The sequence below is a fragment of the Desertibaculum subflavum genome (genome assembly GCA_003576705.1).
Taxonomy (GTDB): domain Bacteria; phylum Pseudomonadota; class Alphaproteobacteria; order Ferrovibrionales; family Ferrovibrionaceae; genus Desertibaculum; species Desertibaculum subflavum.
The window spans coordinates 187220-200558 of sequence record QOZS01000001.1 but is presented as its reverse complement, the minus strand read 5'-3'; the positions used below and the strand labels follow the sequence as shown (position 1 = coordinate 200558).

Below are 13339 nucleotides of genomic sequence, written 5' to 3'. Positions count from 1 at the left end.
GAAGATCGCTCACAGGGCGGCGACCTCGGCGCGCGGACGCAGGCCCAGGAGATGGCAGATGGCGTAAGCGAGATCGGCCCGGTTCAGCGTGTAGAAATGGAAGTCGGTCACGCCCTCGCGGAACAGCCGCCGGCACTGGTCGCCGGCGATGGTGGCGGCGACCAGCTTCCGCGTCTCCGGATCGTTGTCGAGCCCCTCGAAATGATGCGCGAGCCAGGCCGGCACGCCGGCGCCGCAGGTACCGGCGAACTTCACCACCTGCCGATAGTTCGTGACCGGCAGGATGCCGGGCACCAGCGGCACGGCGATCCCCGCCATCCGCACGCGATCGCGGAAGCGGAGATAGTCGTCCACGTTGAAGAAGAACTGGGTGATCGCGCGCGTCGCGCCGGCATCGACCTTGCGCTTCAGGTTGTCGAGATCGGCTTGGGCCGAGCTCGCTTCCGGATGGATCTCGGGATAGGCGGCGACCGAGATGTCGAAATCGGCGACACGCTTGAGGCCGGCCACCAGCTCGGCGGCAAAGCGATAACCGTCCGGGTGCGGCACATCCGCCGCCTGCCCTTCCGGCGGATCGCCGCGCAGCGCCACGATGTGGCGGATGCCGGCATCCCAATAGGCGCGCGCCACATCGTCGACCTCGCCGCGCGCCGCACCGACGCAGGTGAGGTGCGCCGCCGGTTCCAGCCCGGTCTCGCGGCGGATGCGCAGCACGGTCGCGTGCGTGCGCTCGCGGGTCGAGCCGCCGGCGCCGTAGGTCACAGAGACGAAGCGGGGACTGAGCGGCTCCAACCGCTTCACCGCGCGCCACAGCGCCTCTTCCATCTCCGGCGTGCGCGGCGGGAAGAACTCGAAGGAGACGGCAATGCCGCCCTGTTCGCTGCCGTTGCGTGCGGTCATGCCGCGCCTCCCACGGGCCGTGCCCGCCAGACCCCGACCGACAGCGGGTTGCCCTTCAGCACGCGCTCGTCCTCGACTGCGAGCCCGGCCGAGTGGCACCAGCGGGCGACCTCGTCCGGAGAAAAACCGAGGCGGCGATGCGCGTGCTCCTCGCGCAGATATTCGAGGTCGTGCGGCAGGAAGTCGACCAGCGCCAGCGCGCCTTCCGGCTTCAGCACCCGCGCCGCCTCGCCGATCGCGGCGGCCGGCTCCTCGGCGAAATGCAGTACCTGATGCACGGTCACGGCATCGAAGCTCTTGGGGGGGAACGGCAAGTGATACATGTCGCCCAGCCTGACCTGGCAGTTGCGAAGCTGGCAGCGCTCCAAGTTGGCGCGCGCCACCGCCAGCATCTCGCGGTTCAAATCGATGCCGACACCGTGGCGGATGCGGCCGCCGAACAGTTCGAGCATGCGGCCGGTGCCGGTGCCGATATCGAGCATGTCCTCGAAGGCACGGCCGCCGAGCAGGTCGAGCAAGGCCCGCTCCACCTCCGCCTCGGGCACGTGCAGCGAACGGATCCGGTCCCATTGCGCGGCATTGGCCCGGAAATAGGCCTGGGCCGATTCAGCCCGGGCCACCTTGACCGCTTCGAGCCGCTCCAGATCGCGCGCCAGCGTCGCGTCCTCCACCGGCACGAGGTCGACCAGGATGCGGGCAAGGCCGGCGCTGGTGCCGTGATCGGCGACGCGGAACAGGGCCGAGGTGCCCTCGCGGTGGCGTTGCAGCAGGCCGGCCTCGCAGAGGAGCTTCAGGTGGCGCGAGATGCGCGGCTGGCTCTGGCCCAGGATCTGGGTCAGTTCCGTCACCGTCAGCTCGCCATGGGCGCAGACGGTGAGCAAGCGGAGACGGGTCGGCTCCGCCGCGGCGCGCAGGGCTTCGAGCAGGGCATCCATGGCTCATCCTTCTGGATGCGAATATAAACATATCCTTATGTTTGATACAAGCGCCGGGTTTACTTTTGCGAGCCTATGTGACGGCCGCCGATTGCCGGAGGCGGCGGCCCCGGTTAAGATTTTGCCTCTTGGTACGGCGGTGCTGTTCGAGGGGGTTAGGGCTTCGGTAACGCCGCCGGATTTACCAAGTAAACCCACGAACCATTCCGCCTTTTCTGCCGAGCGGCGGCCAGCCGCATGCCTGGAGTGTCACCGATGACCTTGGCGCGCTTTGCATTCGCCATCGTTGCCGCTTTTTGTCTGGCCGGCAGCCCGCCAGCGCCCGCCGGAGCGAAGGCCGGCTCCGCCGACCAGTTCATCGCCGGGCTGGGCGACAACGTGATCAAGGTGATCACCGACGACGCCTCCAGCCCGAGCGACAAGGAGCAGTCCTTCCGCCAGATGTTCAACGAATCGTTCGACGCCGAGGAGGTGATCAAGTTCATCCTCGGCCGCCATTGGCGCTCGGCCACCGATGAGCAGCGGCGCGAATTCCGCAAGGCCTTCGAGGACCTGGCGGTCAGGACCTATGCCACCCGTTTCGGCCAGTATTCCGGCGAGCAGTTCACGGTGAAGGACGCGCGGCCCGGCGCCGCCCAGGACGAGTATTTCGTGCCGTCGCTGATCGAGCGCCCGAACGGCCCGCCGCTCAGGATCGACTGGAAGGTGCGCCGCAATGGCGAAGGCTGGCGCATTGCCGACATCGTCGTCGAGGGCGTCAGCATGGCGCTGACCTACCGGCAGGAATACACCGCCTTCATCCAAAAGCACGACGGCAAGCTGCAGGTGCTGATCGACAACATGAAGGCGAAGGCGCGCGAGAACTGAGCCTCGCGCGCCGTCCCTCAGGCGCCGGAAGCCGAAACCTCCAGCGAATAGCCAGCCGAGCGGACGGTACGGATCGGATCGTCCTCGGTCTCCGCGTTCAACGCCTTGCGGAGCCGCCGGATATGCACATCGACGGTGCGCTGCTCGACATAAACATCCCGGCCCCAGACGCCGTCCAAGAGCTGGTCGCGCGACAGCACGCGGCCCGGATGCTCCATGAAATAGCGGAGCAGGCGGAACTCGGTCGGGCCGAGGCGGATCTCCTTGCCCTGGCGCGTCACCTTGTGGGCCGCGATGTCCATCACGATGTCGCCGCAGGTCAGCATCTCCTCCGCCAGCGCCGGACGGATGCGCCGCAGCACGGCCCGCATGCGGGCGAGCAACTCGCCGGGCGAGAACGGCTTGGCGATGTAGTCGTCGGCGCCGGCATCGAGACCGCGCACCCGGTCCCCCTCCTCGCCCCGCGCCGTCAGCATGATGATCGGGATATTGCGGGTGGCGGGGTTGCGGCGGATCTGCCGGCAGACCTCGAGGCCGGACATCTGCGGCAGCATCCAGTCGAGCAGGACGAGATCCGGCTTCTCCTCCTGAACCTTCAGCATGGCTTCCTGGCCGTCGACCGCCTCCTCGACGCGGTAGCCCGACTTCTCCAGGTTGTATCTCAGCAAAGCGACCAGCGAGGGCTCGTCCTCGACGATCAACACCGTCGGGTGCATCAGGCCGAGCCCGTCCTGCCGCCCCGAGTTGCCGGCGGCTCGACCACTGCGAAGGCCGTCCGGTCCTGCTTCGGGCGCTCCTCTCTCACCCGCATGCCGGTCACCGAAAATTCCACCAGCTCCGCGATGTTGGTCGCGTGGTCGCCCATTCGCTCGATGTTCTTGGCGATGAAGAGTAGGTGCGTGCATGGCGATATGTTCCTCGGATCTTCCATCATGTAGGTCAGGAGCTCGCGGAACAGGCTGTTGTAGATCTCATCTACATCCGCATCGCGGCGCCACACCTCGCGCGCCTTCTCGACGCTCCGCTCCAGATAGGCGTCGATAACGTCCTTGATCATCGCGCGCACCAGCTCGCCCATCCTGGCGACCGTGGTCACCGAGGGCATCACCGGCGCCTGGTTCAGCGCGATAGACCGCTTGGCCAGGTTGGCGGCGTAGTCGGCGATCCGCTCGAGCTCGCCGGCGATGCGAAGCGAGCCGACGATGGTGCGCAGGTCGTTCGCCATCGGCTGGCGCAGCGCCAGCGCCTTGAGCGCCCTCTGGTCGATCTCGCCCTGCAGCCCGTCGACCTTCGCATCGGCGGCGATGACGCTGGTGGCAAGCTCGGAATCGCGCCGGGCCAGCGCGGTGATGGCGCCCGCGAACTGCGCCTCGGCCAGCCCGCCCATGCGGGCGATGCTGTTGTCGAGGACCGACAGCTCCTCGTCGAACGACTTGACGGTATGGTCAGAAGGCATGTCTGTAATCCGATCTTTTCTGCCCTGGACTCTCAGCCGAACCGGCCGGTGATATAGGCCTGCGTCCGCTGCTCGCGCGGGGTGGTGAAGATCTGTTCCGTCTCGCCGCATTCGACCAGATCGCCGAGGTGGAAGAACGCCGTGCGCTGCGACACGCGCGCCGCCTGCTGCATGCTGTGGGTCACGATCACGATCGTGTAATTGGCGCGCAGCTCGTCGATCAGCTCCTCGATCTTCGCGGTGGCGATCGGATCGAGCGCCGAGCAAGGCTCGTCCATCAGCACCACCTCGGGATTGACCGCGATGGCGCGGGCGATGCAGAGGCGCTGCTGCTGGCCGCCGGACAGGCCGGTGCCAGGCTGGTCGAGGCGATCCTTCACCTCCTCCCAGAGCGCCGCCTTCCTCAGGCTGCCCTCGACGATCTCGTCGAGCTCGGCCCGGTTCTTGGCCAGGCCGTGGATGCGCGGCCCATAGGCGACGTTCTCGTAGATCGGCTTCGGAAACGGATTGGGCTTCTGGAACACCATGCCGATCTGCGCGCGCAGCTGCACGACATCCAGGCTCTTGTCGTACACGTCGCGCCCGTCGAGCTCGATCCTGCCCTCGACCCGGATCCCCTCGATATAGTCGTTCATCCGGTTGAGGCAGCGCAGATAGGTGGACTTGCCGCAGCCCGACGGGCCGATCAGCGCGGTCACTTCACGGTCGCCGATATCCAGATCGATGCCTTTGAGCGCCTCCTTCGGACCGTAGAAAACATGCACGTCGCGCGTGCGCATCTTCACCGTGCGATCCGTCAGGAGACCGCCGGGATCCATCTTCTCGGCCGGCGCCGACTGGGCGACGAGAGAATCGTTCATGCTCACCACCTGCGTTCGAATTTCTTGCGGAGATAGATCGCCGCCGCGTTCATCAGACCGAGCAGCACCAGCAGCACGATGATGGCGGCCGAGGTCTTCTCGACGAAGGCACGTTCGGGGCTGTCGGCCCACATGAAGACCTGGACCGGCAGCACCGTCGCGGGACTGGTCGGGCCGGTCGGAATGTCGACCACGAAGGCCACCATGCCGATCATCAGCAGCGGCGCCGTCTCGCCCAGCGCGTGCGCCATACCGATGATCGAGCCGGTCATGACGCCCGGCATGGCGAGCGGCAGCACGTGATGCCAGACCGCCTGCTGTCGGGACGCACCGACGCCGAGCGCCGCCTCGCGGATCGAGGGCGGCACCGCTTTGAGCGCCGCGCGGCCGGCGATGATGATGGTGGGCAGCACGATCAGCGCCAGCACCATGCCGCCGACCAGCGGCGCCGAGCGCGGCAGGCCGAAGAAGCCGAGGAAGACCGCAAGACCGAGCAGGCCGAACACGATCGACGGTACCGCGGCGAGATTGTTGATGTTGACTTCGATCAGGTCGGTCCAGCGGTTCTTCGGAGCGAACTCCTCGAGATACACCGCTGCCAGGACGCCGATCGGCAGGCACAAAAGCAGCGTAAGGCCCAGCGTGTAGACCGAGCCGACGAAGCCGCCCCAGATGCCGGCCTGTTCCGGCTCGCGGCTGTCGCCGGCGGTGAAGAAGGTGGTGTGGAACTGCCGCTCCACCGCGCCCTTGGCGGCCAGCGCGTCGACCCACTTGATCTGCTTGTCCTTGATCTTGCGCGCGGCCTCCGGCTCCGTCCGGTCGAACACGCCCTTGATCAGCATGTCGACCTCGTCGGACGAGGTGAGCCAGACCGGAACCGTGCGGCCGAGCAGCGAGGGATCGTCGAGCAGCATGCGGCGCAGCTCGAACGTGGCGCCGCCGCTGACCAGCTCGAACAGGTCGCGCCGGTCGGACCGGCCGCTGACGTCGGGGAATTCGCGGCCGAGCGCGGCCCGGATCAGCGCTGCATAATCCGCCTGCTCCAGTGTCGCCCGGTCGCCCTTGCCGTCGGGATCGAGAAGCTCCTTGTCGAAGGTGATGTCGAGCCGGACATGGGTCTGCCAGAAGGCCGTCATGCCGTTGCTCAGGACGGTGCCGAGCATCAGTACCAGGAAGGCGATGGCGAGACCGATCGCGCCGATGCCGTACAGGCGGAACCGCCGCTCCGCCGCATAGCGGCGCTGGATGCGGCGCTGGCCTTCGTCGCTGGCCAGGACGACGGAGATGGCGCGCGGGCGGAAGTCGATCTGGGCAATGTCAGTCATATTGCTCTCGGTATTTCCGGACCACGCGCAGCGCGATCACGTTGAGGCAGAGCGTGATGGTGAACAGCGCCAGGCCGAGTGCGAAGGCCGCCAGCGTCTTCGGGCTGTCGAATTCCTGGTCGCCGACGAGCAAGGTGGCGATCTGCACGGTCACCGTCGTCACCGCTTCCAGCGGGTTGATGGTGAGGTTGGCGGCGAGGCCCGCCGCCATCACCACGATCATGGTCTCGCCGATGGCGCGGCTCACCGCCAGCAGCACGGCGCCGACGATGCCGGGCAAGGCCGCCGGCAGGATCACGCGCTTGACCGTCTCGGACTTGGTCGCGCCGAGCGCGTAAGAGCCGTCGCGCATCGATTGCGGCACCGCGTTGATCACGTCGTCGGACAGCGACGACACGAACGGGATGATCATGATGCCCATCACCAGGCCCGCGGCGAGCGCACTTTCCGACGCCACGTCCAGGCCGATCAGGCCGCCGGTGTCGCGGATGAACGGCGCCATGGTGAGGGCGGCAAAGAACCCGTATACGACGGTCGGAATGCCGGCCAGGATCTCCAGCAGCGGCTTGACCACGTTGCGCACGCGCGAATTGGCGTACTCGGCGAGGTAGACCGCGCTCATCAGGCCGACCGGGATCGCCACCGCCATGGCGATGGCACTGATCAACATGGTGCCGGCGATCAGCGGGATGGCGCCGAACGAGCCGGAAGAGCCGACCTGATCGGCGCGTATCGCGATCTGCGGGCTCCATTCCAGCCCGAACAGGAAGCTCAGGAACGGGACCATGGTGAAGAACCGATAGGTCTCGAACAGGAGCGAGAGGATGATGCCGATGGTGGTCAGGATGGCGATGCTGGCGGCCACGATCATCAGCGCCGTGATCAGCATCTCGACCTTGTTGCGGGCGCGGAAATGCGGCGCCACCGAGCGGCGCGAGAGGTGTAGCCCGCCGAGCGCCAGCGCGGCCGCGACACCGGCGACGACGAGCAGCCCGGTGGTACGCATGCCGGAATATTCGCTGGCAATCGCCCGCATGGCGTCGGTTGTCGGGCGCGAGATCGGCTGACCCAGGGCAAGTGCCCGGATATCGCCGAGCAGGACCTGCATCTGCTCGGCGGGGATCGACGCCAGTTCCGCCGGCAACCGATCGGAGATGAGGGAGCGCAGCAGCGAGGGCTCGAGAATGGCCCACAGCACGACCACGATCAGCGCCGGCAGCGCCGCCCAGACGGCGACGAAGATGCCGTGATATTGCGGTCGCGAATGCAGCCGGAAGCCTGCCGTCGCTCGACCGCCGAGCGCCAAGGCTCGGCCGCGGCCGAGCAGGTAGCCGAACGCCGCAAGCAGCAGGATGGTGGCGGCGAATATTGCTGTCATGACCGACGCTGTTCCCCTTGATCGGGCGGCGATGGTTGCACGTTCGTCTCCACCCCGCAGCGATGACGCGGCCTTCCGGCAGGCGCTTTCGCCCGCCGGAAGGCTCGGTCACATCACATGCTGAGCGGCGTCAGCGCCAGCGACGCGTCGCGCACCTTCTTCAGGTCCGCCGCCGGCAGCGGGATCAGACCCTTGGAGCTCAGGTAGCCGTCATTGCCGGCCGCCTTAGTGCTGGTCAGCTCGCCCAGGAACTCCTTCATGCCGGGCACCACGCTGGCATGCTGGTTCTTGGCGTAGACGAAAAGCGGCCGCGACACGCTGTACTTGCCGGAGGCAATGTTGTCGAAGGTCGGGGCGACGCCGTTGATCTCCGCGCCCTGCACCTTGTCGGTGTTCTGGTCCAGGAAGCTGAAGCCGAAGATGCCGTAGGCCGCCGGATTGGCCACCAGCTTCTGCACGATCAGGTTGTCGTTCTCGCCGGCCTCGATGAAGATGCCATCCTCGCGGAACGCCGAGCAGGCCGCCTTATGGGCCTTCTTGTCGGCCTTGAGCGCCTCGATCTCCTTGAAGCTCTTGCAGGCCTCCTCCATCACCAGCTCGATGAAGGCGTCGCGCGTGCCGGAAGTCGGCGGCGGACCCAGGATTTCGATCTTCTTGTTGGCCAGCTTCGGGTCGATCTGGTTCCAGGTGGTGTAGGGATTGTCGACCAGCTTTCCGTCCTTGGGCACCTTGTGCGCGAGCGCCAGGAACAGCTGCTCCTTGGTCAGCTGCGAGGGCTTGTTTGCCTTCGAATTGGCGAAGACGATGCCGTCGTAGCCGATCTTGACCTCGGTGATGCCGTCGACGCCCGCTTTCTTGCAGGATTCGAACTCGCCCTTGGTCATGGCGCGCGACGCACCCGTCATGTCGGGATGGCCGACGCCGACGCCGCCGCAGAACAGCTTGAAGCCGCCGCCGGTGCCGGTGCTCTCGACGATCGGCGTCTTGAACTTGCCGCCCTTGCCGAACTGCTCGGCCGTCGCGGTGGTGAACGGAAATACGGTCGACGATCCGACGATGCGAATCTGGTCGCGGGCCATCGCCGTGCCGGCGAACGCGACGCTTGCAAGTGCTGCAAGCAAAAGGGTTTTCTTCAACATGTCTCTCCGCTCCTGCCGTGGCATTTCGTCCCCTTTCGGGTGCGGCCGGCGCGCCGCTCGGGCGCCTCTGCCGGAACCGCGGCGGGACCGTAAGAAAGCGCGATGAAAGGTCTACGACAGTTCGATGACGGTTCGATGACATTAACCCGACAGGCGGCGAACCTGTCGGTACGTCGCGCCGTTTCCCTGCAAATACAGAGAATTGCGCGATCTAGGCGGCGTTCGGCTGCCGGTCGTGATGTTCGCTCGGGGCAGCGGGAATCGCGATCTTGAAGACGGCGCCCCGCCGTTCGGCGCTCTCGATCGACAGCGAGCCGCGATGCCGATTGACGATGTGCTTGACGATGGCAAGCCCGAGTCCGGTGCCGCCGAGCGCCCGGCTGCGGGCGCTGTCGACCCGGTAGAATCGCTCGGTCAACCGGGGCAGGTGCTCACGCGGGATGCCCTCGCCCTCATTGCCGACCGCAAGCGTGATGTTCTTGCCTTCGGGCTGCACCCGGACCGTTACCGGCGTCTCGGCATCGCCGTATTTGATCGCATTGTCGACCAGGTTCTGGACCACCTGCGTCAGCTCATCCTGATCGCCCATGACGGCATTGCCGTTCGGCGGCGACTCCACGACGATCGCCATCTTCTTGGCCTGGGCCAGCGGCTCGACCATCTTGACCACCGAATCGACCACCTGCCGCAGGTTGACGCGGCCGTCCGGCCGGGTGTGTTCGTTCAGCTCGATGCGCGACAGCGACAGCAGGTCGCGGATCAGCCGGGTCATGCGCTGCCCCTGCTCGTGCATGATGGCGAGGAAGCGCTCGCGCGCCGCGGTGTCGTCCCGCGCCGGACCCTGCAGCGTCTCGATGAAGCCGACCAGGGTCGCCAGCGGCGTCCGCAGCTCGTGACTGGCATTGGCAACGAAATCCGCCCGCATGCGCTCGGCACGTTTCAGCTCGGTCAGCTCCTGCATGGCGATCAGAATGCCGCCCGGTCTCCCCGTGCCGCCCGCATCCGGTGCCGGCGGCGCCACGCCTTGCGGCTCGGCCGGCTCTACCCGCGACAGATACGCGCGAAACTGCCGCCGCACCTGGCCGCCGATCTCGAACTCCACCATCGACGGCGCCCGCAATCCCGCCACCAGCAGATCGACCGCCTCCAGCAGTTCCGGCTGCCGCAGCACGATTGCGAGGTTGCGCCCGATCGGCTGGTTCTCCAGCACTTCCAGTGCGGCCGCATTGGCCGCCCGCACGATACCCTCCAGATCGACGACGAGCAGCGGATCGGGCGCGCGGTCGAGCATGGCTTCCAGCGCCTGCGCCCGCTCGACCAGTTCCCGCCTTTCGCCGCCCAGGTCACGTACCAGGCGCTGCAGGGCGTCCAGCAGCTCGCCGCCCAGCGGGCTGCCGCCGGCGAGGCTCGGCGCCGCGCTCGGATCGTCAGCCATGCGATTGACGGCGGCAGTAAGACGCCGCAGATCGCGCAGCAGCGCCCAGAACACACCCAACAACAGCACCAGCATGCCGAGACCGGCGGCGATGGCCGGTCCGGCGGCGAGCTCGCCGCTCAACACCAGCACAGCCAGCACGAGCGCTACCGGGGCGGCCGATGCGAGCAGGGCCTTCAGGAGCGGTGGGGCGGGCAATGCCATCCTCCCCTTGGATCAGCGAATCACTTGAATCATAACGCCTAAGCGGCTCGTGTTGCGCTTATGTTGCAGTTCTGTGAGCGACAGCGGAAGGCTGTCGGGCGGCGGGCCGGCACCGGGGAGGAAAGCAGATGGCACAACTGACCCGCGAAGCGTTGGGCCCGGTCCAGCTGATCCGGTTCGACAACCCGCCGATGGGCTACATGGATGCCGGCACTGTGGCCGAGCTCGAGCGGCTGGTCGACGAGGTGCGGGCCACGCCCGCCGTCCGCGCGCTGGTCTTCGCCGGCGCGGTGCCGGGCGTGTTCATCCGGCACTATTCGGTCGAGGAACTGGTCCGCCTCGGCGAGAGCCTGCAGGCCAAAGGCGCGACATTCGAGGAGAGCCGGCCAGCGCCGGAGCGCGGCTTCCCGCTGGTCGCCCGGCGGATCGAAGAGCTGCCGATCCCGACCATCGCCGCGATCAACGGCCACGCCATGGGCGGCGGCTGCGAGTTCGCGCTGGCCTGCGACATCCGGATCGCCGGCCGCGGCGCCTATTCCATTGGCCTGCCGGAAGTGAATATCGGCCTGCTGCCCGGTGGCGGCGGCACGCAGAAGCTGGCCCGGCTGGTCGGCATGCCGCGGGCGCTGGAGATGATGCTGCGCGGCCGCACCGTCGATCCCGAGGAAGCAGCTCGCATCGGCCTGGTGCACGAAGTGGCGGACGACGCCGTGGCCCGCGCCCTCGCCATCGCCGAAGAGCTGGCGAAGAAGCCGCCCAAGGCGGTGGCGCATATCAAGCGGCTGGTGCGCGGCACGATGGACCCGCCGAGCGCCGCCGATCTCGGCCTGGAGCGCACGCTGTTCCTCGACCTCGTCACCTCCGACGACGCCATCCGTCTGATGACGAAGATGAACGCGCCGGGCGGCGACATCCGCACGAACCTGGAAGATTGAACCGCGAAGCAGTCAGACGCTGCGCTGAGACTTGTCCTTCACGTTCTGGCTCTGCACCTGCTCGCGCATGCGCTTCCAGTCGTCGTCGCCGAGGCTCCAGAGCCGCGCATAGTTGCCGGCGTTGTTGAGCCAGGCGCCGCCATCCATGGCGATGACCTCGCCATTGATGTAGGCGCATTCGTCGGCCATCAGGAAGGCCGCGAAATTGCCGAGCTCGCGCTGCTCGCCGGCGCGGCGCATTGGATTGGTCGCGTAGTCGTCCTTGCTCTCGGCCTTGCGGCCGCCGATGCGCAGGCGCTCCCAGGCGCCCTCGGTCGGGAACGGCCCCGGCGCGATGGCGTTGCAGCGAATGCCGCGCGGCCCCCATTCCACCGCCAGGCTCTGGGTCATCGCCGCGACGCCGGCCTTCGACATCGCCGAGGGCACCGTGTAGGGCGAGCCGGTCCAGACCCAGGTGGTGAGGATCGACAGCACGCTGGCCTTCCGCCCTTCCGCAAGCCAGCGGCGGCCGCAGGCGCTGGTGACATAGAACGTACCGTGCAGCACGATGCCGGCGATGGCGTCGAAGGCGCGCGCGCTCAGATCCTCGGTGCGCGAGAGGAAGTTGCCGGCCGCGTTGTTGACCAGGCCGTCAAGCGGGCCTGAGGCCCAGATCTCGGCGATCATCTCCTCAACCGCCTGCGGCACGCGGATATCGACGGCATGGGTCGAGATCCTGCCGCCGGTCGCCTCGGCGAGCTCGGCCGCCGTCTCGTCCAGCACCGCCTTGCGGCGGCCACAGATCGCGACCTCGGCGCCCAACTCCATGAAGCGTGTCGCCATGGTCTTGCCAAGCCCGGTGCCGCCGCCGGTCACCAGGATCTTCTTGCCCTTCAGCAGGTCGGACCGAAACACGAGCGCTCCTCCGGATTGTTCGTTCTTAGTCGTTCATGGTGATGACCACGCGGCCGAGCGCGCGCCGGCCCGACACCGTCTCCATCGCCGCGCGGAACTCGGCGAGCGGGAAGCGGTGGCCGATATGCGGCTTCAGGTGGCCCTGCGCGGCCCAGCCGTAGAGCTGCTTCACGCGCGGCTCGTAGAGGCTCGGGTCGCGGCGCACCATTTCGCCGGCGCGCACGCCCATCACCCGTGCGCCCTTCAGCAAAGCGAGATTGGCGCGGAAGCTCGGGATGGTGCCGGAGGCGAAGCCGACGATCAGATAGCGGCCGTCCCAGGCCAACGCGCGCAGAGCCGGCTCGAACAGGTCGCCGCCGACCGGGTCGTAGACCATGTCGACGCCGCGCTCGCCCAGGATGTCGCGCAGCTGCGGGCGCAGGTCGTCGGCCTCCGCCGCGATCACATGGTCGGCGCCGCGCGATTTCGCCACCGCGCGCTTCTGGGGCGACGACGCCGCGGCGATCACCGTGGCGCCGAGCAATTTGCCCATTTCCACCGCCGCCAGGCCGACACCACCCGCCGCGCCGAGCACCAGCAGCACTTCGCCCGGCTTGAGCTGCCCGCGTTGCACCAGGGCGCCATAGGCGGTGACGTTGGCGGTGACGAAGGTGGCGGCTTCGGCGAAATCCAGCCCGGCCGGCATCGGCATGGCGCCGGCAAGCGGCACCACGGACTCCTCCGCATAGCCGCCGGTCCGGAAATGCACCATCGCCGGATCGCCGACCTTGAACTGTGTCACGTCCGGCGCGGCCTCGATCACCTCGCCCGCCGCCTCGAAGCCCGGCGTGAACGGCAGCGGCGGCTTGTGCTGGTAGCCGCCGGCGCACATCAGAATATCCGGAAAGTTCACGCCGGCGGCACGGTGGCGTATCCGCAGCTCGCCGGGGCCGAGCGGCCGCCGCGGCACATCTTCCAGGGCCAGTCGCTCCGGCGGCCCGACTTCGCGGCAGATGACGGCGAGCGGCATCG

General features: G+C 67.6%; 13 protein-coding genes. 2 read left to right on the top strand and 11 right to left on the bottom strand.

Annotated elements, in window-relative coordinates; translation table 11 throughout:
- Positions 1 to 9 precede the first annotated feature (9 nt).
- Positions 10 to 900: a methylenetetrahydrofolate reductase gene (gene metF / locus DT074_RS00975; protein ID WP_119417912.1), complete on the bottom strand. Its 891-nt coding sequence runs from the start codon at positions 898 to 900 to the stop codon at positions 10 to 12.
- Positions 897 to 1835, bottom strand: a complete 939-nt coding sequence (locus tag DT074_RS00970; RefSeq protein ID WP_119417911.1) for an ArsR/SmtB family transcription factor — start codon at positions 1833 to 1835, stop codon at positions 897 to 899. The genes metF and DT074_RS00970 overlap by 4 nt, the downstream gene beginning before the upstream one ends.
- A 255-nt stretch (positions 1836 to 2090) precedes the next feature.
- Between DT074_RS00970 and DT074_RS00965 the strand changes: the two genes are divergently transcribed.
- A complete protein-coding gene (locus DT074_RS00965; protein ID WP_162914534.1) occupies positions 2091 to 2702 on the top strand; it encodes an MlaC/ttg2D family ABC transporter substrate-binding protein in 612 nt (203 codons plus the stop codon).
- A 17-nt stretch (positions 2703 to 2719) separates the two neighbouring features.
- Here DT074_RS00965 and phoB read toward each other — a convergent pair whose 3' ends face one another.
- The 7 genes from phoB to DT074_RS00930 all read right to left on the bottom strand — a co-directional run bounded on the left by phoB (position 2720) and on the right by DT074_RS00930 (position 10493).
- On the bottom strand, positions 2720 to 3418 hold the full coding sequence (phoB, locus tag DT074_RS00960; protein WP_119417909.1) for a phosphate regulon transcriptional regulator PhoB: 699 nt from the start codon (positions 3416 to 3418) through the stop codon (positions 2720 to 2722).
- Entirely contained in the window at positions 3418 to 4158 is a 741-nt protein-coding gene (gene phoU / locus DT074_RS00955) for a phosphate signaling complex protein PhoU (protein WP_119417908.1), read from the bottom strand. The genes phoB and phoU overlap by 1 nt, the downstream gene beginning before the upstream one ends.
- A gap of 32 nt (positions 4159 to 4190) precedes the next feature.
- A complete protein-coding gene (pstB, locus tag DT074_RS00950) occupies positions 4191 to 4976 on the bottom strand; it encodes a phosphate ABC transporter ATP-binding protein PstB (protein WP_119417985.1) in 786 nt (261 codons plus the stop codon).
- A gap of 44 nt (positions 4977 to 5020) precedes the next feature.
- Entirely contained in the window at positions 5021 to 6343 is a 1323-nt protein-coding gene (gene pstA, locus DT074_RS00945; protein ID WP_119417907.1) for a phosphate ABC transporter permease PstA, read from the bottom strand.
- The gene (pstC, locus tag DT074_RS00940; RefSeq protein WP_119417906.1) at positions 6336 to 7721 is read right to left on the bottom strand and encodes a phosphate ABC transporter permease subunit PstC; all 1386 of its coding nucleotides are present in this window, start codon (positions 7719 to 7721) and stop codon (positions 6336 to 6338) included. The genes pstA and pstC overlap by 8 nt, the downstream gene beginning before the upstream one ends.
- Before the next feature lie 113 nt (positions 7722 to 7834).
- On the bottom strand, positions 7835 to 8860 hold the full coding sequence (locus DT074_RS00935; RefSeq protein WP_119417905.1) for a substrate-binding domain-containing protein: 1026 nt from the start codon (positions 8858 to 8860) through the stop codon (positions 7835 to 7837).
- Between the two features lie 211 nt (positions 8861 to 9071).
- Positions 9072 to 10493 carry a sensor histidine kinase gene (locus DT074_RS00930; protein WP_368744363.1) on the bottom strand — a complete coding sequence of 474 codons (1422 nt, stop codon included), beginning with the start codon at positions 10491 to 10493 and terminating at the stop codon, positions 9072 to 9074.
- A 134-nt stretch (positions 10494 to 10627) separates the two neighbouring features.
- Between DT074_RS00930 and DT074_RS00925 the strand changes: the two genes are divergently transcribed.
- Positions 10628 to 11434 (top strand): enoyl-CoA hydratase/isomerase family protein, encoded by an 807-nt coding sequence (locus DT074_RS00925; RefSeq protein ID WP_119417903.1) that lies wholly within the window; start codon positions 10628 to 10630, stop codon positions 11432 to 11434.
- Positions 11435 to 11446: 12 nt separating this feature from the next.
- Here DT074_RS00925 and DT074_RS00920 read toward each other — a convergent pair whose 3' ends face one another.
- The gene (locus DT074_RS00920) at positions 11447 to 12328 is read right to left on the bottom strand and encodes an SDR family oxidoreductase (RefSeq protein ID WP_162914532.1); all 882 of its coding nucleotides are present in this window, start codon (positions 12326 to 12328) and stop codon (positions 11447 to 11449) included.
- A gap of 25 nt (positions 12329 to 12353) precedes the next feature.
- The gene (locus DT074_RS00915; RefSeq protein WP_119417902.1) at positions 12354 to 13337 is read right to left on the bottom strand and encodes an NADPH:quinone oxidoreductase family protein; all 984 of its coding nucleotides are present in this window, start codon (positions 13335 to 13337) and stop codon (positions 12354 to 12356) included.
- Positions 13338 to 13339 lie beyond the last annotated feature (2 nt).